The sequence below is a fragment of the Alkalimonas sp. NCh-2 genome (genome assembly GCF_039631345.1).
GTDB classification, from domain to species: Bacteria; Pseudomonadota; Gammaproteobacteria; order Enterobacterales; family Alteromonadaceae; genus Alkalimonas; species Alkalimonas mucilaginosa.
Genome location: NZ_JBDIUV010000002.1, coordinates 44,939 through 65,747 on the forward strand (window position 1 = coordinate 44,939; position 20,809 = coordinate 65,747).

The following is a 20,809-nucleotide window of genomic DNA, read 5'->3' on the forward strand; positions in this document are numbered from 1 at the left end:
CTGAAATAAAACAACAAAATACATTCAGCTTTTCAGTGTTTCTAGAGTAAAAGCTCTTAGAGCGTCTAGCCGTCTAAATAATATCAAGCTATAGGTATACCGGCTTTGATGTGAAAAAGCAAGCAGACTTTTCGCACCTTAAAGTATAGAAAGTAAGCAGTTGAATGTGAAAATAAATTACACGAATTGCGGTTATTTCGGCTATCTATGGTGCTGAAAACTGAAAAAAAGCTGCCGAAGCAGCTTTTGGTAAATGCCAAATTATTCTTAAACTATGCGTTTAGGCTTCAAAGGTCCCTTTGACCACGGCTTTAGCATTGGCTACCATTTGCCGGCCTTTGGCCCAGACCTGGTTAATCACCAGATCGTCCCGGCGCAGTAGCACCAAATCGGCGTCTTTACCCATGGCAATACGCCCTTTGTGCTTTAAGCCAAGAATATCGGCCGGGGAGGCGGTAATGCTGCAAATGGCATCCGTTAAAGCAACATCAAATTGCTGCACGGCCTGACGGGCTGATTGATACAAGGTTTGTACCTGACCAACTTCCAGCCCCAGCATAGTCCCTTTCTTATCGTAAATCGGCAGGCTGGCATTGCCATCAGAGCTCATGGTCAGTTGCAGAACCGGGATCCCTTCGGCCAGACTGAGTGCTAACGCCTCGGCCGCGGCAACTTCGCCATGGGCTAAGTCATAGGCGGTGGTGCTGGTGGTAAAATCCAGATAGCCACCTTGTTTGGCATAAGCAAGGCCAGCTGCAAACACCGCCTGATTTCGGTTCATATGGGTGGGATAAAACTGGGTCAGTTCCAGTTCGCTGCCGCTGACTGCATCAAGAATCGGCTGCAATATGCTGTCGCCAGCCCCCATATGCACGCTGACAATACCGCTTTTCCCTGACAGAATGCCACCTACACGGGCCGCTGCCGCCACTTTGCGAATTTCGCTGATGGTCGGCTGTGACGAGCGGTGATCGCTGATGGCAATTTCACCAACACCGATAAACTTATCGATCAAGATTAAATCGTCGGTGATATTGCCTGTCAGAGTGCGGCAGGGGATCTCGTAAGAGCCGGTGTGGCACCAGGTGCTGATACCTTCGGCTTCCAGCGCATGGGCTTTGGCCAACAGATTGGTCAGGGTGCGGGTGGTCGCATCGGTGCCGAGCACACCAATAGCGGTAGTGACACCGCCTAAGGTTGCATCGGTCAGTTGCATTTCCGGCGTGCGGCTGGCAAAACCTGCTTCACCGCCGCCACCAATAAAATGCACCAGCGAGTCGACAAAGCCGGGCACCAGATAATGCCCACTGGCATCGACTTCGGTCACCGGTACATTGCTGGTACCCAGCGATAACGATTCAGCAATTGCCAGAACTTTACCACCAGCAATCAGCACATCCTTTTGACCCAGTGGCTCTGGAGCCAGTACTTCGGCTCCTTTAAATAAAATTAATCCGTTCACAGACACCTCGTTATTGGTAGCCGATTGCTACAGCCAGCAGCATCGCCAGGCTGGCCAGTAAGAACAGCCACAAATACAGTTTCCAGGCAAAGCGGGCCCACAGGGTCCAGTCCACCCGTACTACCCCCAAACAGCCAATCAGTGCTGCTGAGGTTGGGATAATAATGTTGGTCAGGCCATCGCCGAGCTGAAAAGCCAGCACCGCAATCTGTCGGGAGAGACCGACAAGATCTGCCAAAGGAGCAATCAAAGGCATGGTCAGCGCTGCCTGACCAGAGCCTGAGGCAACAAAGAAGTTAAATACCGATTGCAGTACCAACATAAACCAGGCCGATAGCCAGGCTGGTAAATCGCCCAGCGCCTGGCCGGAGTAGTGCAGCAGGGTATTGAGGACAGACGGGGTTTCCGGATTATCACCGCCCAGAATTAACACGATGCCTTTGGCCATACCAACAATAAGGGCGGCAGGCAATAGCTCGGCGGCACCTTGCTTAAAGGCATCCGCAGCACCATTGACGGTTAAGCGGCCGCCTAAAATACCCAGTACTGCTACCACTAAACCAATGGTAAAGAACTGACTGGCAATTTCCGGAATATAGTAACCACGCGTAGTGACACCCCAAATGATCCAGCTAAGGCCAGCAAAGAAAGCCAGTAAAATGACCGTATCCACGCCGGTGTAATGACTGTGTTCCTGTTGCTTGCCTTGCTGCTGTGCTTTCACTTGCACATCGCTGGCATAACTGGGCGACAGCTCGGGGTTGGCTTTGATGCGGCTGGCGTAGCGCATGGTAAAGATGGTACCAAATACCGTGAGCACCAGCCATAACCCATAGCGAAACTCTGCACCGGACATCAAAGGGATATCGGCAATCCCCTGAGCAATTGCAATACTAAAAGGGTTCATCCAGGAAGCGGCAAAGCCGATTTGAGTCGCGACATAGGTCACCAGCACTGTGGTAATGGCATCGTAGCCCAGGGCATACATCAGCGGCAATAGCACGATGCAAAAGGCAATCGCCTCCTCGCCCATACCAAAGATAGCGCCACCTAACGAGAACAGCACAAACATGATGGGGATAAACAGCGCCTCCATGTTTTTTGTTTTCTCAATCAATGCCAGGATGCCGTTGTGGATGGCGCCGGTACGCATGATGATGCCAAAAGCGCCACCTGTCAGCAGAATAAAAGCAATCACGCCAATCGCCGAGCCCCATTTGGAACCAGAGACCATGCCTTCAAAGGCATAATTTAAAAAGCCTATGCCACCGCCTTCAGCGAAGAGGGGCACGCCATGTTGTTGCCCGGTGTCCAGTGCAAAGCTGGCCGGAACGATGCGTTGTTGCAGCTCGATCTCGCCGTTTTGTTCAACTTCTACCTGCTGCATGCCAAAGCTGCCTGCCGGGATCAGATGACTGGCAATTGCGGCCAGCACCATCACGAAAAACAGGATCACAAAAGCATCAGGCATGTTGACCGGTTGTTTCACCGCGGTTTTCATAACGAATTAGCCTGTATCGTTCTGTTGGAAAGAAGGAGGGGAGCAAAGCTCCCCTGAGATTGCTTCTTAGAAGAAGTAAGTAAAGGATAAACGATAACTGCGGCCCATGGCATTGTGATTGATGGAATCAAAGCCACGGCTGCTGCCGAATACCCGTGGTGGGTCCCGATCAAGCAAGTTGTCGATGCTCAGATTAATGGCGGCGTTGTCAAAGTCGTAGCCGACGCTGGCCCGCAGGGTGGTCCAGGATGCTACTTGACGGTTACCATCAGCATCTAGCTCACCTAAGTCTTCCAGCTCCCAGATATTACGACGGCTCAAACGGCCAATATCATCTTGGTAGGAAGAGGTATAGAGTGCAGTTAACCCCAGAAATAAGTCATCGTTACGCCAGGAGACACGGGCACTACCAATATTACGGGGATAGTGGTAAGTTCCAACCAGCGACTCAATTTCATCTGAGCCTGCTTTGTTGCGCTTAAACGACAAGTAGTTGGTCCAGTCGATATCCAGGCCTAAACGGCCGCCGGCAAAGTCCAGTGTGTGCTTAAAGCTGATATCCAGGCCTTTAACCTCTTGCTTACCAACGTTTTCTAACTGAATCACATGATCACGCATCAAAGGTAAAACATTATCCCGTGGCTCAACCGCCTCGATAAATGCAGCCAGGATCTCACTTAGGCTGGCACCTTGTTGATCAATACGCAAACCGGACCCATCGGTCACATTGCAGACAGATGGGGTGTAGGCAATGCCTGTTTGTCCTTGAGGGACCAGGCCGCAATGACGCACAGATGCATCGGTAATTGTTCGGGCCAACATGGCCGTCATATCGGTATCAACCAGCCGTTTGTGATCAAACTGCCAGTAATCGACGGTGATGGTGGTATCGCGGCTTGGGCTCCAGGCTAGTCCCAAACTGATCGATTCAGATGTTTCAGCTTGCAGGTCCGGGTTACCCAGCTCGAGCACATTGGGGCTGCTGCTAAAGTTCTGACCATCACAGTACAAGTCCGATACGGTTTGGTTGGCAGAGCAATCGTAAGTGGCGGTGGTCGTGCGAAGTTGTACACCGGCCTGAGTCAATGAGGGAGCCCGGAACGAGGTGGCCCAGGAACCACGCAGGATAAGCTCATCGACCGGACGCCAGGTCAGACCTACTTTCGGGTTGAAAGTACCGCCAAAGTCGTTGTAGTGATCGTAGCGACCGGCTGCAAGCAGCTCAACCCGCTCGGCCAGTGGCGCATAGATTTCGGCAAAAGCCGCTGCTTGGTTACGGCTGGCAGCAGACAAACTGGAACCAAAACCAAATACATCGACCAGGTAGTCATTTTCAAAGCGTGCTCTGGCATTCAGCGATGGCGTATCGGTAATTTTTTCCCGGCGCAACTCCAGGCCAAGTGCTGCGCTGACAAAGCCGTGTTGCACTTCAAACAATTCGCCACTGAAGCGAGCATCCCAGCCTAATACCGTGCTTAATCCTTTACGGGTTGGCACCTCTTGTGCCAGAGCAAGCTGGGCATCATTGGTGGCATCACCGACCAGGAATGGATTGAAATAACCGAGCAGCTCGGCTCCTCCGCTGCAACTCAGGGTGTCGGTATCGGCATTGTAACTGGAAATTTGTCCATCTGAGCAAAGCTCACCACCTAAAGCAGCATGGAGTTTGTAGCGGTTGTAGATGCCCCGGCTGGCCTCTTGATTCGAGCTTGAGCGGGAATAGGTAAGTGCAGTTTCCCAATCCCAGTGGCCGACTTCGCCTTGCAGTCCACTAACCAATCGGAAGGATCTGGATCTGATATCAATAGTACGAGGATCATTAAAGCGCGCATCAAAACCAAGGCCATAACCAACCCAGCGATCGTGGATAGGGGTGTCGAAGAAGTCATCCCAGACCAGATCAAAGTCTTCAGTAGCAATGTATTTAGGAGCTCCAGCAACACCGGCTAAAAAGTCTGGGTTGATGGCTGGCATAAAGAAAGCGCCATTGGTGTCACGAAAGATATCCAAAGTTGACAAGTGAGCCATGGGCCCTTCCGCATCGTTCACCTGGTCGATGGGAGCTGGGCTTGAAAACGCAGAAGACTTTGTTTCACTAAAGAAAAAGTCGGTGCTCCAACGCACTTTGCCTAGTTCAACATTGAACATAAAACCAGCGGAAGCGCTTTTGAAAGGAGATGTCAGAACATCATCCTGATTTGGGTAGTATGCACAAATTAGTTCATCAAGCTCAGTTTCTGTCAGCTCATTGCTACAGCGAGGATTTACTTCGTATTGATCGCCTGCTCCCCGAGGTTGAAAGTAGCCGCCGGGCCCTATGCGGCCAATGTAAGTGTAATAAATATTTGCGCCGTCCTGTAGCTTGGGTAAATACGAATAGTTGCTGACCAGTGCCGGATCACGGGTAAAACTGCGATCCTGCGCGGTCAGCATTTTACGGTCAAAGTAATCCGCAAAAACGGTCAGGTTACCGCCAGCGACCTGACGGCCGATTACAAAGTTAACATTGGCTCGGCCATCATTGCTCGAAGCGGTGCTGTTGCCATAGCTCAGGTTTAGCTCAGCGCCGTCGTAATCACTTTTTAAAATGTAGTTGATAACACCGGCTACTGCATCAGCACCGTAAATGGCGGATGCACCGGTGGCCAGTATTTCAACCCGCTCAATGGCAGCCAGGGGAATGCTGTTGATATCGACAAAGTTCTGGGTGCCAGCCGCAAATGAAGAGGCTGCCACCCGGCGACCATTGATCAGAGTCAGCGTCGAAGCCGGGCCAAGACCACGCAATGACGCGGCAGCCTGGCCACCAGGGGTGGAGGTGGAGGTGGCGCCACTTTCAGATGTGGAGAAGGTACCGCTACCGCCACGTACCTGTCCGAGATCACGCAGCAATTCATAAATATCGCTGGCACCAGAGTTTTTAATATCCTCATTGGAAATCACTACCAAAGGCTGAGTACCTTCCAGATCGACCCCACGGATACGGGAGCCGGTGACTTCAATTCGTTCAACCTTTGCTTCGCCGATGGTTTGCTCATCAGCAAACAAGGAGCCTGAAACCAGAGCTGAAGCAATAGCTGTTGCTAATACAGAGATTTTACGCATGATGTTACACCTGTGCTGCTCGAGCACCAGACACAACGACTGACCGGTATAGCAATACACAGGCAGACAAGCGACTGGCGTCGAAAATTTTATTGTTAATATAGGTAAAATTTAGTGGGCAGGAACCAATAACACCTGCCGGTCAAAGGCTGACCGGTTGTGCTATTCGTTAAACCACTCAGAGAGGTAGTAAGACGAATAGTGATATGAACTAAGCTGTACGGCTTTTTTCAGCATATCGCTACCCTGGAACAAAAATGCGTCAAATACTGTCCTATAGGTTTATCTCTAATTGGCAAGGAAGTCAATACAGGATACTCTAGGCGACGATAAAAAATAATCACAAAAACAGCCCAATCCCATCCGATAACCAATAAAATGAAGCCATGAAGTCAGTACATAAAATCAAAAGAGGCCTCTATGGCAGTTGAACCTGTTCACCCGATGGTGAAAGGACTGGCAATACGCTTGCGTCAGTGGGGCTGGTTGAAGCTGATGGCGTTGGTGCAGTTGTTTGTGGTGATGGCGGCAGTATTGCTTGCACTGGGGATATCTTTTTTGCTGGAGTCCCGCATTCACTGGGATACCGTTCATGCTGTGCTTTTGTTGGCGATGCTGCTAGGACCTCTGGTGCTGGCCTTGGTGTTTTATCTGATTGAACAACTGGATGCTACGCTCTTGTACCTGGAGGACTCCAGTCATCAGGAAAAAGTTTTGAATCAGCATTTGCAGGAAAATATTCGTCAGTTAAATTTTGAAATAGAAGAACGTAAAAAAGCGTTTCAGGCGAAGCGGCGAGCCATTGATGAGTTACGAAAAGAGATTTTAGAGCGAAAGAAAGCACAGCAAGAGCTGGAAGAGCAAACGTTGTTGATCCGCTCTATTGTGGATAGTTCGCCCGATTTATTCTACTACCGGGATGAAACCGGACGCTTTGCATTCTTCAATAAAATGTTTGAAGCCATTATGGGCAAATCCTCCAGTGCCTTGCTAGGTAAGCACCCCTCGGATATTTTCAACGACGATAGCGCACCTTCTGCGATTTTGAGTGATCATGAAGTAACGGCACAACAATCTGAGCTTATTCTCGATGTTGAATTTACCGATAGTAAAGGTCAGAGCCTCTGGTTTGAAATGCGGAAAGTACCATTTTTCGATAAGCAAGGGCGTTACATAGGTTTACTTGGATTTGGTCGGGATATTACATCGCGTAAACTTGCCGAACAGGCTTTGGAGAAAGCCTATCAGGATAAAGGAAAATTTATTGCTACCTTAAGTCATGAGCTGCGCACTCCTTTAAATGGCATTGTAGGCTTGACCAGGCGCTTGCTCGACAGCGACTTGACTGAAGTGCAGCGTAGCTGGGGGCAGACTATTTTTACCAGTGCTGAAACTCTGGGTAATATTTTTAACGATATTATCGATCTGGATAAAATTGATCGGCAAGATCTTGATATCTTATATCAGAGCGTTGAATTAAACAGCTTCGTTATTGATATTCAGAATTTCGCAGAGTTGATTTGCCAACAAAAAGGACTGGAATTTGAGCTGGACGCGCAGATACCGGCAGATTGCTATTTGCAGCTGGATCCAACCCGGGTTCGTCAGGTGTTATGGAACCTGATTAATAATGCCGTTAAATTTACCAGTCAGGGAAAAATCCGCCTTTATTGTGAGCTGTTGCAACATGAAACCAACCAGTTGCTGTTGCAAGTGATAGATACCGGCATAGGGATCAGCCTGCATGAACAGTCCCGCATCTTTGATATGTATTATAAATCAAGCGATGGCCGGCGGTTAAGTGTGGTGGGTTCTGGCATTGGCTTGTCGGTGTCCAAAGCTTTGGTGGAAGCGATGGAAGGACAACTCAGTTTGCAAAGTAAAGTAGGTGAGGGCAGTTGTTTCGAGATTCTGTTACCAACCCGGATGGCAAGCCGCCCGGAGCAAGAGCGGATTGATTGTCCTGAGCTTACGATTTTGTTGGTGGAGGATGTGCCTTTGAATGCAGATATTGCCATAAGTTTACTTGAACAACGCGGGCATACTGTAATTCATGCTGAAACTGGCGAAGATGCGCTAGCATTACTGGAAACTGAAGATGATCTGGATCTGGTGTTGCTGGACATGCAGTTGCCGGATATGACCGGTGACCAAATTGCCCGCATTATGCGCCAGGAAATGCATTTAAAAAATATTCCTATTGTGGTGTTAAGTGCCAATGTTCGCAAAGCAGAAGAACAGTTAAATGGGATCCGTATCGATGGTTCCTTAGCTAAACCTATCAACACCAATAACCTTGATCAATTACTTGCCCAGCTGTTTTCGCCCAGTGCGGTGAAAACAGCCTCTGCAAAGCCGGTATACGACTCGGATTATATGCTGGATCTGGCTATCCTTGATGACTATATGAACTCTCTTGGCAAAGAGACCATGCTGCGTAGTGCTAAGCTATTTGCCCAACTCTTGCCAGGCTACATCAATAAAATGCTGGAAGAAGCCGTGCATCAGGATCTGGAACAATTTCAGGATGCAGCTCATACCTTAAAAGGTGCTGCTGCTTCGGTTGGTTTGCAGTGGGTACAACGACAAGCGAAGAAGTATGAGGCTCTGACTGAGCCGAACTGGCCTCAGCTTGAACGCCAGTTGGTAGACTTTCATTTAACAACAGAGCGGCACTTGGCCGCTCTGTACGATTACCTGGAACAGCACAGCTAATTAGTCTTTGTCGATGTTACCAACAAAGCGGTAGCCTTCACCATGGATGGTGCTGATTAACTCTGGTGTATCCATATCCGTTTCAAAGTGCTTACGAATGCGGCGGATGGTGACATCCACAGTACGATCATTCGGGCGTAACTCACGACCGGTCATATGGCGGATCAATTGCTCCCGGGTAAAGATTTTTCCCGGAGTATCCAGCATCAGACGCAGAGCGCGGTATTCGCCTTTTGGTAAGCGACGTGACTCACCTTTGGGCGATGTCAGGTTACGGCTGTTTTCATCCAGGGTCCAACCATTGAAGGTTACAACACTTTTGTGCTCTTCCACGACCGGCTGGGCAACCGTGCGGTTTAACAGGTTACGCGCCCGAATGGTCAGCTCGCGTGGATTGAATGGCTTGGTCAGATAATCATCGGCACCGATTTCCAGGCCAAGGATGCGATCAACTTCACTGTCGCGGCCTGTCAGGAAAATCAGACCAATTTTTTCTTTCTGGCGTAACTCACGGGCCAAGATCAAGCCATTTTTGCCTGGCAGATTAATATCCATAACGATCAGGTTGACTTTATTGTCAGCCAGTCGCTGGTTCATTTCTTCACCGTTGATGGCTTCAATTACATCGTAGCCTTCACCCTGAAACAGGCTGACCAGGTTTAAGCGGGTAACTTCTTCATCTTCAACTATTAGAACGACAGGGGTCTGCATACAATTAACCTTATGTGAACTGTGTTTAAATTAATGACTCAATGCGATGCTTTGATATGACAGAACATTGTCAATTAGTGTTCAATTATAGCTTTACTTCCCTTTGTTAACAAGTGGTTTTGTTAACATTTAGCGCTTCTAAATAATTGGGCCATTCTTTGGGTGTATAGTCATTTTAAATCAGTAAGTTATAATTATTTATTTTTTCTAATCAGTACAGGGAACTCAATAAAAACGTGCACACCTTCGCCAATTGAGCTTTCCAATTGAATTTTGCCTCGCAATGCCTGAGTCACCAGGTTGTAGACTAAATGCAAGCCTAAACCGCTGCCACCCTCGCCACGTTTGGTGGTGACAAAAGGATCAAAGATACGCTTGCGAATTTGCTCTGGTACCCCAGCGCCATTATCCTGATACATTAATTGGCAGTGATTGTTCTCTATGGCAACGGTGATAATAATTTTTCCTTGTACACCATCGGCAAAAGCGTGGATCAGGCTATTCATAATCAGATTAATTAAGATTTGATTGATAGGCCCCGGTTTGCTCTCAAGCCACAGATCATCAGCGCAATTAATGATGACTTCATGCTCTGTTTTTTTCAGGTTGGGTCGCAGGGACAGCAGTACCTCCTGAATGAGTTGCAGCATATTAAACTCGCGGGCACTATCACTGGATTGATCTACTGCGACTTGTTTAAAGCTACGGATCAGGCTGGCTGCCCGTTCCAGATTACGATAAACAATGCCCAGGTTTTCATGAGACTCCGCCAGAAAGCGGTTTAACTGAGTAGAGGTTAATTGTTTATCCTGGAATTTTTGTTCAATGACTTTCAATCGGTCCTGCAACAAGGTCGAGGCCGTAATACCAAGGCCTATGGGGGTATTCACTTCATGGGCAATACCCGCAACCATTTGGCCCAGACTGGACATTTTCTCTGTTTCGACAATTTGGCTCTGATACTGATGCAGGGTTTCCAACGTATTCAGCAGCTCCTGATTTGACTCTTTTAATGCCTGAGTACGTTCAGAAATTTTTTGTTCCAGGCTTAGGTTCAATTTACGTATTTCCTGCTCGGCACTTTGTAACTTGTCAAATTGACGTTCAATCTTTTCCAACATCAGATTCAGAGCTTTACTAAAGGATTCGATTTCATCTAAATTTGTTTCTGGTGCCCGTATGCTGAAATCCTGCGTTTTGGTGATGTTTTGCACCTGAAGCAATAAGGTTTCTATTGGTTTGGTCAGCCAGAGCTGCAACCGGTTAGCTGCAACAAATGCGCTTAAAAGTGCCAGAGTTGCAATGATGATATCGGTTAAAACCCGGTTTTGGGTATAACCGGATAACTCGGCTTTATTTGCTCTGAGGTAGGCATAACCTATCACTTGCTGCAAATGCTCAATAGGCACCATCATCTCAAGATAATGCGGGCTTTGAACCAGCGACTGCAGTTGCTCAATCCGATGAAATTGGGTTGGATGCGGGCCAACGGTTTGCCTGTTGTAGCTGGTAAAAAAAAATGGCTCCTGGCTGTCAGGATCCATACGATAAATATGAATATTATTGATGGTTGGCACGGCTGCAAATGCTTTTAACTGGCGCTCCAACGCATCGCTGTCTTTATGATACAGTCCCGATGAGGTACTGTTTGCGATGATGGTGGCATACGCCTGCAACTGATGCTGTAGCTTCTTATGTTGGGTATTGATATCGTGTAAGCCGGATATAACAAGTGATGCAATTAATGTCAGGCTGCAGATCAGCATCACAATGCCAATGAGCATACCTTTTATTGAAAAAGTTCTTTGCATCATAGAGTTGTCATATCCAAGGCCAGCATGGGATGCTAGTATTTACCTGACTATGATGTTATGCAGAAAACCACAATTACGCAAACCGGTACTCTGCTTTTTTAGCTGGGGCCTGCATTCGGAGTGATGGCGCAATGATGGACCTGTGGCAACTTTATCAGAATGTTGTATTTATCAGTTATCAACCTTTTACCGCTGAAAATAGTTTTTCCATCATCAGTGTGGCTAATCCCGCCGGTAAGCTTGCGGAGCCCGGTTTAAATCACTGCCGTAATATGGCATTTGCAGCATGCCTGCACGACACCTCGCTACGTTACCGCCAGATCATAGGTGCATCGGTCGACTTGACATTTCAGGAGGCCAGCTGGGCAGTATTTTGTAGCCGGGCGCAGGCGTTACAATATGCTTTGGCCTGGCAGCAAAATGCTATCTACTGGGTCGAACAGGGGGAGCTGTGGTTACTGCCTGTTTTGCTGCAAGCAGAGCCCATAGCTTTGGGGCAGTTTGAGCAACGTTTAATCCTCGCGTCGTAATATACGCAGTATGGGTTCCAGCTCCATACCCAGTTGTGCTTCCAGTTGCCGCCTGTCCATGCGTTGACGGATTTGTGCCACTTCCGATCCCGGTTGTTGTAAAAATGGCTGAAAATCGGTTACACAGATGCAGCGGACTCCAGCCGTTGGCTGATCCGGCAAATGCATCAGCCGATACAGCTGATGCGGGCAAGGGGTGGTTCGGTTAGGCTGTTGCAGGCAAGTTTCCGTTCCCGTTGTGGCAACGGCTGAGAAAATCAGCCCATACAGCCCTGCCCCCAGCAATACTGCCCTAACAGCCATAGCGTTATTTCCTCGTTTTCAAACACTGGTAAATGGTAAACCCATGCTCCTGTGCCAGTATAGTACAATGGCCAAAGCTTTCCTGCAGCCAGCTCTGGTAAGGCAAATGATTGTTGGCAACCAAGGTCAGGCTGCCCCCTAGTACTAACCTGTCGGGACAAGCGCGAATAAAGCTTTCAGCAATGCTGTAGTCTGTTTTTTGGCCGGTGTGAAAGGGCGGGTTGCTGACAATATGCTCAAATTGAGCAGGAGCTTCTGGCAAACCATCTGCCGCCAGCACGGTACCAGACAGCTGGTTGGCTGCCAGGGTCGCTTCCGTCGCGGCAGTAGCCAGTGTACTGACATCGGAGGCATACAGCTCAATTGCCGGCTGGCTTGCTTTTAGGTAAGCCCCGATTACACCGGAGCCGCAGGCAAAGTCCAGCACCTTGCCAGATTGAATGTGTGTCAGATGTCGCAGCAATAAGGCAGTGCCTTGATCCAGGCTGCCATGGTTGAATACTCCAGGGTAGGAGTGCATGCGCAATTGAATACTATTTACTGTGACATCAAAGGTTTGGGCTTTGATAGCGCAGTCTGCCGGGCGACCATTGACTACAAACCAGAGCGCATGGCGGGCATTGTCCAGTTTATGGGCGCTAAGCCCGCTGTTTTGTAGCTGTTTGGGCAGTGTCTTGATACCGCTTTTATTGTCACCTACTACAAAAATATCAGCATTTTCAGCCAGCATCGGTTGCAACTGCTGCAGCATTAAAGTCAGTTGCTCTTTACTTTTCGGGTAAAACAGTACGGCTGTCTGAAAGCGCTCAGGAAAGTCAGGTTTAAGCCCTGTACTACAGCGGTAGCCGGCCTGTTGCCAGCGTGAGGCTACAGTTACCTGGCTGCTGAATACAGCAACCTGTTGACGCCAGCTGGCGGGCAACTGGCCAGCCAGTTGGTCCAGAGGTGGTTCCATCAACAGGCTGGAGCCGGCTAAATCGGCCAGGTTACGCAGCAGCATCTGGCTGGCAGAACTTAACATCTTAGTGCTCCCGCTTAAACATCAGATCCCAGACACCATGACCAAGCTTTTTACCGCGCAGCTCAAACTTGGTGATTGGGCGATGCGCCGGGCGCTCGACATAATCGCCGCTGGCCGACAGGTTGCTAAAACCTTCTGCCGCCTGCATGACTTCCAGCATATGTTCGGCGTAATGCTGCCAATCGGTTGCCATGTGAAAAACGCCACCTATGGCAAGCTTGTGTCGCAGTTGCTGCACAAAGTCGGCTTGGACAATTCGGCGTTTGTGGTGTTTTTTCTTCGGCCAGGGATCCGGAAAAAATAACTGGATAGTGGCCAGGCTGTGATCTGGGATCATTTGGGCCAAAACTTCGACGGCATCGTGTTGAAAAACCCGCAAGTTGCTGATGTCGGCTGTTGCAGCATCGGCCAGGCAGGCGCCAACACCTGGGCGGTGTACTTCAATACCGATAAAGTTTTTTTCCGGAGCGGCGGCTGCCATTTGTACCAGGGACTTACCCATGCCAAAACCGATTTCCAATACTGTATCGGCCTGGCGACCAAACAAAGCAGCTAAATCCAGCAGCTCGGGCTGGTAATCAACGCCCAGGGTAGGCCAATGCTGCTCCAGCGCCAGCTTTTGTGCCTTGGTTAAGCGACCTTCCCGCAGCACAAAGCTACGAATTTTACGCATATAAGAGGTGGTTTCTGCGCTTTCGTCAGCGGCTGTAGTTGGCTGTTCGCTCATGGCGGGCTCCGGCATTTCAATAAGGGCGCGTATTATCGGTGTTCTGAAGCAGAAGCTCAACCCGCTTTTTTCCACCATAGCCGGGCTTTACCGGGCTGGGGTATACTAGCGGGCAATACTATGGAGGCTGTGTGCAGAGTACTGATTTATCCGATGTTCATCCGTTTGGTGCCGGGCGGTTTGCCGCTTTGGTGATTGGCTGGCAACAGCAGCAAGGGCGGCATGACTTGCCCTGGCAGCTTGATATTACGCCTTACAAGGTGCTGGTTTCCGAGTTGATGCTGCAGCAAACCCAGGTTGCAACCGTAATCCCCTATTTTGAGCGTTGGTTACAGCGCTTCCCAACCATTGAGGCTTTGGCCATGGCCGGGCAAGACGAAGTGATGGGGCTATGGCAGGGGCTTGGTTATTATGCCCGGGCCCGTAATCTGCACAAGGCAGCGCAGGCCATTGCTGCACGTGGCAGCTTCCCTGATGATCTGCACAGCTTACAGCAAATACCCGGAATTGGCCGCTATACCGCCGGCGCTATTCTATCCTTTGCCTACGACAGTTATGGTCCAATTGTCGATGGCAATGTACGCCGGTTATTTTGCCGTTTGTTTGCCTTAGAAGGCTATGCCGGCCAGAGCCGGCTGGAAAAGCAGCTATGGCAATTGGCCGAACAGTTAACTCCAACACAGCACAACCGCCGCTTTGCCCAGGGATTATTGGATTTAGGGGCTACGCTTTGCACGGCCCGTCAGCCTGATTGCGACAGTTGTCCGTTACAGTCTGGTTGCCAGGCCTATGCGTTGCAGCAAGTAGAACAATTTCCAATGCCAAAGCCGAAAAAAGCTAAGCCGAGCCGGCAGGGCCATTTTCTATGGGTACAACAGCAAGGTCAGTTGTTGCTGGAGCAGCGGCCGGATAAAGGCATTTGGTCTTCGTTACTAACCTTGCCAGAGGTGGAACCGGAGCACCCGCTGTTGCAACAGGCTAAGCCGATAGGCAGCTTTCGTCACCAGTTCAGTCACTATCAGTTGGATGCGACCATCTGGCAGCCACAATTGCAGGTGCAAGAGACAGCGCAGCATGGCTGGTATGCCAGTCGGCAACTGGCCAACATTGCCTTGCCGGCCCCCATTCGGAAGTGGATTGAACAGCAGTTAAAGCAATCTGATCTGGATTAAGATAAACTAAGTGGAACTAGCAGGTTAAGACAGCTGAAGAGGCGTTGTGATGTCACGTATTGTTTATTGTCAGTATTTAAAAAAAGAAGCCGCCGGCCTGGATTTTCAGTTGTATCCGGGCGAGTTGGGCAAACAAATCTTTGACTCGATCAGCAAAGAGGCCTGGACTTTGTGGCAAGCCAAGCAAACCATGCTGATCAATGAGAAGAAGCTCAATATGATGGACCCTGAGCACCGCAAACTACTGGAAGTTGAAATGAAAGCTTTCTTGTTTGAAGGCAAAGAGGTTGCTATTGAAGGCTATACACCGCCAAAAAGCTGATGCGGCTTTTTCCATCGGATTTATGGGAGACCTGGCCAAGCCATGGCGCGACGATTACCCCCGCTGAATGCTTTAAAAGCTTTTGAATCGGCAGCCCGGCATCTGAGCTTTACCCGTGCCGCCGAAGAGCTGTTTGTAACCCAGGCAGCTATCAGCCATCAAATTAAAGCACTGGAAGAGCATCTGGGACTGAAGTTGTTCTTACGAAAAAACCGCTCCTTGCTACTGACGGAAGAAGGGCAAGGGTATTTTCAGGATATCCGGGAAATTTTCCTGCAACTGCACGATGCCACCGAAAAGCTATTGGCGCGCGGTGCTAAAGGCTCACTAACGGTTAGTATGCAGCCTAGCTTTGCCATTCAGTGGCTGGTACCCAGGCTAAATTTGTTTAGTGAACAGCATCCGGATATTGATGTGCGCATTAAAGCGGTCGATCAGGACGAAGGCTCGTTAACGGATGATGTGGATGTAGCTGTTTACTATGGCCGTGGCAACTGGCGTAATCTGCGCTCAGACAAGCTGCAGGCTGAGTATCTGTTGCCGGTTTGCTCGCCATTACTGCTAAGCTCAGGCAAGCCGTTAGCAGAAGTCACGGATTTGCGCTTTCATAACCTGTTGCACGATGGCTCGCGCAAAGCCTGGAAATCCTGGTTTGCCAGCCAGGGCTACAAACACTTTAACGTCAATCAGGGGCCAATCTTTAGCCACTCCTCCATGGTATTGCAAGCCGCTATTCATGGCCAGGGTGTTGCTTTGGCGCATAATGTACTGGCCCGTCCGGATATTAGCTCGGGTCGTTTAATGGTGCTCTTTAATCATGTGCTTTTGTCCAAAGATGCCTACTACCTGGTGTGCCGGGAAAGTCAGGCCGACCTGGGAAAAATCACCGCCTTTCGCCAATGGTTAACTGCTGTAGTGCAGCAAGAGCAGGAACAATTTAATGAGCAGCAATTTACCAATGCCGTCGCCGTTGATTGAGCGTCCGCAGCAGCCAATAGCTCGTCTGTTGTTGGCGCATGGTGCAGGTGCTGGCATGCAAAGCGACTTTATGCAGTGGTTGACGAGTGCCTTGGTGGCTCAGAATATCGAAGTATGGCGTTTCAATTTTCCGTACATGCAGCAGCAAGTTGTGGAGCAAAAAAAACGACCGCCAAACCCTATGCCGGTATTGCTGCAAGACTTTCGGGATGTGCTTGCGCAGTGCCCTTCGGATCTGCCGCTTTTTATTGGGGGTAAATCCATGGGGGGACGGGTTGCTTCCATGCTGGCTGTTGATGCGAGCTTGCCAATGGCCGGTGTACTGGCATACGGCTATCCATTTCACGCCCCGGGTAAGCAGCAATATCGTACCGGGCATTTTAATGAACTGAGTAAACCTTTGTTGATCCTGCAAGGTCAGCGCGATACCTTTGGTCATCAGCAGGAGATGGCAGGCCAGCATTGGCCGTCTGTCGCCTTGCATTGGCTGAACGATGGTGATCACAGCTTTAAGCCTCGGAAAAAAAGTGGCTACAGCCAGGAGCAACTGATCGTGGAGGCGGCTGCGGTGACCCGGCGCTGGATGGAGAAACTATGCTGTATAAAATAAGCTTCAGTCTGGCGGCTGTGTATGGTGCGGCTGTGGTAGGGCTATCGGCTGTTACCATGCACCTTGGTTTACAGCGACTAGATGCTGCTGAACTGAGCGTGGTGATCAGTGCGCTGTCGATGCTGGCGCTGCATACAGTGGCTATTCTGGCGGTGTCAGCCCGCCCCGCAGCTGGGCGACTGCTTGCTGCTACCTTGCTGTGTTGGCATTTGGGTAGCTGGCTCTTTGTATACACTTTAATGGCTGGTGCCTGGTTGTTGCCACTGCATTTTAGCCGGTTAGCACCTATAGGTGGACAATTAATGATCCTGGGTTGGCTGCTGCTTGCCATCAGCCCCTGGTTTGGGAAACGCGCATGAAGCAATTATTGCTCTACTGTCGCTCTGGTTTTGAAAAAGACTGTGCGGCTGAAATTCAGGACAAAGCAGCTCAGCACGATGTGTTTGGCTATTGTAAGCTCAGCAACCACAGTGCTTATGTCATTTTTGAAGCCTATGATGGCGAAGCCCTGGTGCACTTCTTTCGCACTTTTTCTTTAACACAATTGGTGTTTGCCCGTCAGTGGTGTTTGCTGCTGGAGCCTTTATTAGAGCTGCAGCCGCATGATCGTGTCAGTACCGTGCTGGGGGCGGCGGCAAACCATGAGCTACAGGGTTGCGGTCAACTGCGGGTGGAATATCCGGAAACCAATGACGGCAAAACTTTATCGACACTGGCTCGAAAACTGACGGTGCCGCTGCGGTTGGCGCTCCGTAATCAGGGGGCTTTAACGGCCAAAGAGCGGGATGATAAGCCGGTCCTGCATTTGTTCTTACTCTCCGGCAGTGAGGCCATGCTGGGGCTGAGCTATCCGAAAAATAACAGCCCGCTGGAAAATGGCATTATGCGGTTAAAGTCGCCCAAGGATGCGCCCAGCCGCAGTACCTTAAAGCTGGAAGAGGCCTTTTTAACCTTTATTCCGGCCAGTGAGCGGCCGCAGCGGCTGGCGTCTGGCATGAATGCGGTGGATTTAGGAGCCAGCCCGGGGGGCTGGACTTACCAACTGGTGCGGCGCAGCATGATGGTGACCGCCATCGACAATGGCCCGATGGATCCGGCGCTGATGGAAACCGGTCAGGTCAAGCATCTGCAGGTTGATGGCTTTAAATTCCAGCCGGCCAAGCAAAATGTCTACTGGCTGGTGTGCGATATGATAGAGAAACCTGATCGGGTGGCGATGCTGATGTGCGATTGGCTGAGCAATGGCTGGTGCCAGGAAAGTATCTTTAACCTGAAACTGCCGATGAAAAAGCGCTACGAGATGGTGGAGCAGGTGCTGGAACAGGTGCATCTGCGTTTGCACGAAGCCGGCATCCGCTATCAGTTGCAGGCTAAGCACCTGTACCACGACCGCGAAGAAGTGACGGTGCATATTCAGCGCAAGTCTTAGTGCAATGCGCGCAGTTTTGGTTCCATAGGCTAAATAAAAAAAGCCAGCTCAATTGAGCTGGCCTTCTGGTTTGGTGGAGCTGGGGGGAGTTGAACCCCCGTCCGAAAAACCTACATCCTCGGTACTACATGCTTAGCCAATTCATTTAGTTAACCCTATGAGCGCCGAATGGCAGGCTATCGTCGGGCGAGCCTGATTGGTTTTAACGTCTTGGCTCCAGGCGAAGCCGCCACGCGATCCTGTTTAGGGTGATCCCCCGTTACCTCTGCTTACAGGCATGCAAGAGCGGGAGAGCTATCTACTGCTTATTAGGCAGCGATTGCGTAGTTTTCGTCGTTTGCGACTATTGGTTTGCGGTTTTTTTACGAGGCCTACCGCACCTCGGCATGCACCTAAGAGTTCGTGAATCCCGTCGAATCCAGAATCAGCCCCGAATTCGGTAGTGATTACGCCCACTCAGCGTGTGACCGGCATTGTACGGGCTTGTCGCAAGCTGTACAAGAGATACTGCCGGTATATTGCGGGTTATTTCAACCCGTTATTAGTTAGATGAGGGCTTGCGGTCAAAGTTTCAAGCCCAAAGCGAAATTAACGATGGGTGTGTTTCATCATCCGCTCTTTTTCCCGCGCCCAGTCTTTGTCTTTTAAGTCGGAGCGTTTATCAAAGTGCTTCTTACCTTTAGCCAGGTGGAATTCGACTTTGACCCAACAGGCTTTCCAGTACATGGCGGTTGCCACCAAGGTGTAGCCATCGCGCTCGGTCAAACCAATCAGTTTGGCCAGCTCGCGTTTTTTTAGCAGCAGTTTACGGCTGCGCTCCGGATCGCAAATCACATGGCTGGACGCACTGTTCAGTGGCTGAATTTGCGCGCCAAACAAATAGGCTTCGCCTTGTTTGATAATGACGTAGGAGTCCGACAGGTTTACTTTGCCCAGTCGAATACTTTTTACTTCCCATCCCTGCAAACTGATACCGGCCTCAAACTTGTCTTCGAGGAAATATTCATGGCGGGCTTTTTTATTCAGCGCGATGGTACTGCTTTGAGTTTTCGGTTTCTTTTTTGTCATAGCTGTCTAGTATACGGGATCCGATGCTTGCTTTGCTATGGTCGAAGCCTTGTTGGTACGAACTTTTCTGTTACAATCTGCGACTTGCTTGTACGAGGAAAGACTATGCCACAAATAGAGCGCAGTGCATTGGTATTTTACAGTGCGCAGCAGATGTTTGATCTGGTGAATGACGTTAGTCGCTACCCTGAGTTTCTGCCCGGTTGCAAAGCTGCCAGGATTGTACGCCAAAGTGAAGCGCAAATGGAAGCCGAGCTAGAGCTTGGCAAAGCAGGCTTGGGCAAATCCTTTACCACCTTGAATCAGTTGGAAGCACCCCATCGTATTGGGATGAGCCTGGTGAATGGGCCTTTTAAAAAGCTGCAGGGTGGCTGGACCTTTACCGAGCTGCAAAGCAATGCCTGCAAAGTTGAACTGAAACTGGAATTTGAATTTAGCAGTCGTTTGGTGGAACTGGCCTTTGGCAAAATTTTTAAAGAGCTGACTGCAGCCATGGTCAATGCCTTTACCGAGCGGGCAAAACAGGTGTATGGAGCCCCGAATGTCTGACAGCATTACCATTGAAGTGGCTTATGCCTTACCGGACAAACAATCCTTGTTAACGGTGACCGTGCCGGCAGATGCCAGTGTCGAACAAGCAATCCGCTTATCTGGTATTTTGGAGCTTTATCCGGAGCTGGAGCTGGCAACGCAGAAGGTAGGGATCTGGAGCAGGGCAGTAAAGCTAGCTGATCCACTCAAAGCAGGGGATCGCATCGAATTGTACCGGCCCTTGATTGCTGATCCAAAGGAGCTGCGCCGCAAACGGGCAGAAAAAGCCAAACAGGAAGGGCGTGCCAATCAGGTCACCGGTGGCAGGCCACTCAACTCGGCTAAAGAGAGCGAAACGTAATAGTTGCTTCCGCGGCAAAGAATATTTGTTCAACCAACAAAAAACCGGCATTCAGCCGGTTTCTTTCGCGTAGATTGTAGCACTGGGCTTAGTTATCCAACGGCGTATCAAACTCTTCCGACAGCTCAAAATCACCTTCGACCTTTGCCAGCCGGCCTTCGTCAAAATGGACCACTAAGGCACGTTCCATTTTATTGCCATTACCGTACTGGATGGCGTAATAATAATGCCAGACATTGTCATCAAAACTATTTTGCGCCACCGGGTTGCCAAGCACAAAGCGTACCTGTTCTTTGCTCATTTGCACCCGCAACTTATCAACGTCGCGTTGCTCCATGTAATTGCCCTGTGGGATATCAATCCGGTAAATCCAGCTACTGCAAGCACTTAAGGTGATCACGCTGCTAAGGATAATCAGCCATTTTGCTACTACATTCATGCTTTTCATC

General features: G+C 49.8%; 20 protein-coding genes and 1 other RNA gene. 10 read left to right on the plus strand and 11 right to left on the minus strand.

Annotation, left to right across the window (positions count from 1 at the left end; genetic code table 11):
• Window positions 1–280 precede the first annotated feature (280 nt).
• From iadA to ABC502_RS05510, 3 genes are all read right to left on the minus strand, one after another.
• Window positions 281–1,462 carry a beta-aspartyl-peptidase gene (gene iadA, locus ABC502_RS05500; RefSeq protein ID WP_345915165.1) on the minus strand — a complete coding sequence of 394 codons (1,182 nt, stop codon included), beginning with the start codon at window positions 1,460–1,462 and terminating at the stop codon, window positions 281–283.
• Window positions 1,463–1,472: 10 nt separating this feature from the next.
• Window positions 1,473–2,963 (minus strand): putative basic amino acid antiporter YfcC, encoded by a 1,491-nt coding sequence (yfcC, locus tag ABC502_RS05505; protein ID WP_345915166.1) that lies wholly within the window; start codon window positions 2,961–2,963, stop codon window positions 1,473–1,475.
• 66 nt (window positions 2,964–3,029) lie between these two features.
• Entirely contained in the window at window positions 3,030–6,068 is a 3,039-nt protein-coding gene (locus ABC502_RS05510; protein ID WP_345915167.1) for a TonB-dependent receptor, read from the minus strand.
• A gap of 420 nt (window positions 6,069–6,488) precedes the next feature.
• Here ABC502_RS05510 and ABC502_RS05515 point away from each other — a divergent pair, with 420 nt between their 5' ends.
• Window positions 6,489–8,783, plus strand: a complete 2,295-nt coding sequence (locus tag ABC502_RS05515) for an ATP-binding protein (RefSeq protein ID WP_330086050.1) — start codon at window positions 6,489–6,491, stop codon at window positions 8,781–8,783.
• On the opposite strand, the gene arcA is transcribed toward ABC502_RS05515, so the two are convergent.
• Together arcA and ABC502_RS05525 are read right to left on the minus strand one after the other, a co-directional pair.
• Window positions 8,784–9,494 carry a two-component system response regulator ArcA gene (gene arcA, locus ABC502_RS05520; RefSeq protein ID WP_330086051.1) on the minus strand — a complete coding sequence of 237 codons (711 nt, stop codon included), beginning with the start codon at window positions 9,492–9,494 and terminating at the stop codon, window positions 8,784–8,786.
• A 194-nt stretch (window positions 9,495–9,688) separates the two neighbouring features.
• Window positions 9,689–11,308, minus strand: a complete 1,620-nt coding sequence (locus tag ABC502_RS05525; protein ID WP_345915168.1) for an ATP-binding protein — start codon at window positions 11,306–11,308, stop codon at window positions 9,689–9,691.
• A gap of 131 nt (window positions 11,309–11,439) precedes the next feature.
• Here ABC502_RS05525 and ABC502_RS05530 point away from each other — a divergent pair, with 131 nt between their 5' ends.
• Window positions 11,440–11,838 (plus strand): DUF3293 domain-containing protein, encoded by a 399-nt coding sequence (locus ABC502_RS05530; protein ID WP_345915169.1) that lies wholly within the window; start codon window positions 11,440–11,442, stop codon window positions 11,836–11,838.
• Here ABC502_RS05530 and ABC502_RS05535 read toward each other — a convergent pair.
• From ABC502_RS05535 to trmB, 3 genes are read right to left on the minus strand one after another with little or no spacing between them, the layout of a single operon-like run.
• Window positions 11,821–12,141 (minus strand): hypothetical protein, encoded by a 321-nt coding sequence (locus ABC502_RS05535; RefSeq protein WP_330086054.1) that lies wholly within the window; start codon window positions 12,139–12,141, stop codon window positions 11,821–11,823. The genes ABC502_RS05530 and ABC502_RS05535 overlap by 18 nt on opposite strands.
• A gap of 4 nt (window positions 12,142–12,145) precedes the next feature.
• Window positions 12,146–13,162, minus strand: coding sequence for a methyltransferase (locus ABC502_RS05540; RefSeq protein WP_345915170.1), 1,017 nt, complete (start codon window positions 13,160–13,162; stop codon window positions 12,146–12,148).
• Window position 13,163: 1 nt separating this feature from the next.
• Window positions 13,164–13,889 (minus strand): tRNA (guanosine(46)-N7)-methyltransferase TrmB, encoded by a 726-nt coding sequence (trmB, locus tag ABC502_RS05545; RefSeq protein ID WP_345915171.1) that lies wholly within the window; start codon window positions 13,887–13,889, stop codon window positions 13,164–13,166.
• Window positions 13,890–14,020: 131 nt separating this feature from the next.
• Between trmB and mutY the strand changes: the two genes are divergently transcribed.
• The 6 genes from mutY to rlmM are packed head-to-tail and all read left to right on the plus strand — an operon-like array spanning window position 14,021 to window position 18,400.
• The gene (gene mutY / locus ABC502_RS05550; RefSeq protein ID WP_330086057.1) at window positions 14,021–15,061 is read left to right on the plus strand and encodes an A/G-specific adenine glycosylase; all 1,041 of its coding nucleotides are present in this window, start codon (window positions 14,021–14,023) and stop codon (window positions 15,059–15,061) included.
• A gap of 49 nt (window positions 15,062–15,110) precedes the next feature.
• A complete protein-coding gene (locus tag ABC502_RS05555) occupies window positions 15,111–15,383 on the plus strand; it encodes an oxidative damage protection protein (protein ID WP_345915172.1) in 273 nt (90 codons plus the stop codon).
• A gap of 42 nt (window positions 15,384–15,425) precedes the next feature.
• Window positions 15,426–16,361: a transcriptional regulator GcvA gene (locus tag ABC502_RS05560; RefSeq protein WP_345915173.1), complete on the plus strand. Its 936-nt coding sequence runs from the start codon at window positions 15,426–15,428 to the stop codon at window positions 16,359–16,361.
• Window positions 16,324–16,971 carry an alpha/beta family hydrolase gene (locus tag ABC502_RS05565; protein WP_330086060.1) on the plus strand — a complete coding sequence of 216 codons (648 nt, stop codon included), beginning with the start codon at window positions 16,324–16,326 and terminating at the stop codon, window positions 16,969–16,971. Before ABC502_RS05560 ends, ABC502_RS05565 begins: the two co-directional genes overlap by 38 nt.
• On the plus strand, window positions 16,956–17,330 hold the full coding sequence (locus ABC502_RS05570; protein ID WP_330086061.1) for a DUF423 domain-containing protein: 375 nt from the start codon (window positions 16,956–16,958) through the stop codon (window positions 17,328–17,330). The genes ABC502_RS05565 and ABC502_RS05570 overlap by 16 nt, the downstream gene beginning before the upstream one ends.
• Window positions 17,327–18,400: a 23S rRNA (cytidine(2498)-2'-O)-methyltransferase RlmM gene (rlmM, locus tag ABC502_RS05575; protein ID WP_345915175.1), complete on the plus strand. Its 1,074-nt coding sequence runs from the start codon at window positions 17,327–17,329 to the stop codon at window positions 18,398–18,400. Before ABC502_RS05570 ends, rlmM begins: the two co-directional genes overlap by 4 nt.
• 71 nt (window positions 18,401–18,471) lie before the next feature.
• Here rlmM and ssrA read toward each other — a convergent pair.
• Both ssrA and smpB read right to left on the minus strand, forming a co-directional pair.
• Window positions 18,472–18,832, minus strand: a transfer-messenger RNA (tmRNA) gene (gene ssrA / locus ABC502_RS05580).
• Window positions 18,833–18,988: 156 nt separating this feature from the next.
• Complete coding sequence (smpB, locus tag ABC502_RS05585; RefSeq protein WP_330086063.1) at window positions 18,989–19,468, minus strand: SsrA-binding protein SmpB; 480 nt, start codon at window positions 19,466–19,468, stop codon at window positions 18,989–18,991.
• A 105-nt stretch (window positions 19,469–19,573) separates the two neighbouring features.
• On the opposite strand from smpB, the gene ABC502_RS05590 reads away from it, so the two are divergent.
• Together ABC502_RS05590 and ABC502_RS05595 are read left to right on the plus strand one after the other, a co-directional pair.
• Window positions 19,574–20,017 (plus strand): type II toxin-antitoxin system RatA family toxin, encoded by a 444-nt coding sequence (locus tag ABC502_RS05590; protein ID WP_330086064.1) that lies wholly within the window; start codon window positions 19,574–19,576, stop codon window positions 20,015–20,017.
• On the plus strand, window positions 20,010–20,360 hold the full coding sequence (locus ABC502_RS05595; RefSeq protein WP_330086065.1) for an RnfH family protein: 351 nt from the start codon (window positions 20,010–20,012) through the stop codon (window positions 20,358–20,360). Before ABC502_RS05590 ends, ABC502_RS05595 begins: the two co-directional genes overlap by 8 nt.
• An 88-nt stretch (window positions 20,361–20,448) precedes the next feature.
• On the opposite strand, the gene bamE is transcribed toward ABC502_RS05595, so the two are convergent.
• On the minus strand, window positions 20,449–20,808 hold the full coding sequence (bamE, locus tag ABC502_RS05600; protein ID WP_345915176.1) for an outer membrane protein assembly factor BamE: 360 nt from the start codon (window positions 20,806–20,808) through the stop codon (window positions 20,449–20,451).
• Window position 20,809 lies beyond the last annotated feature (1 nt).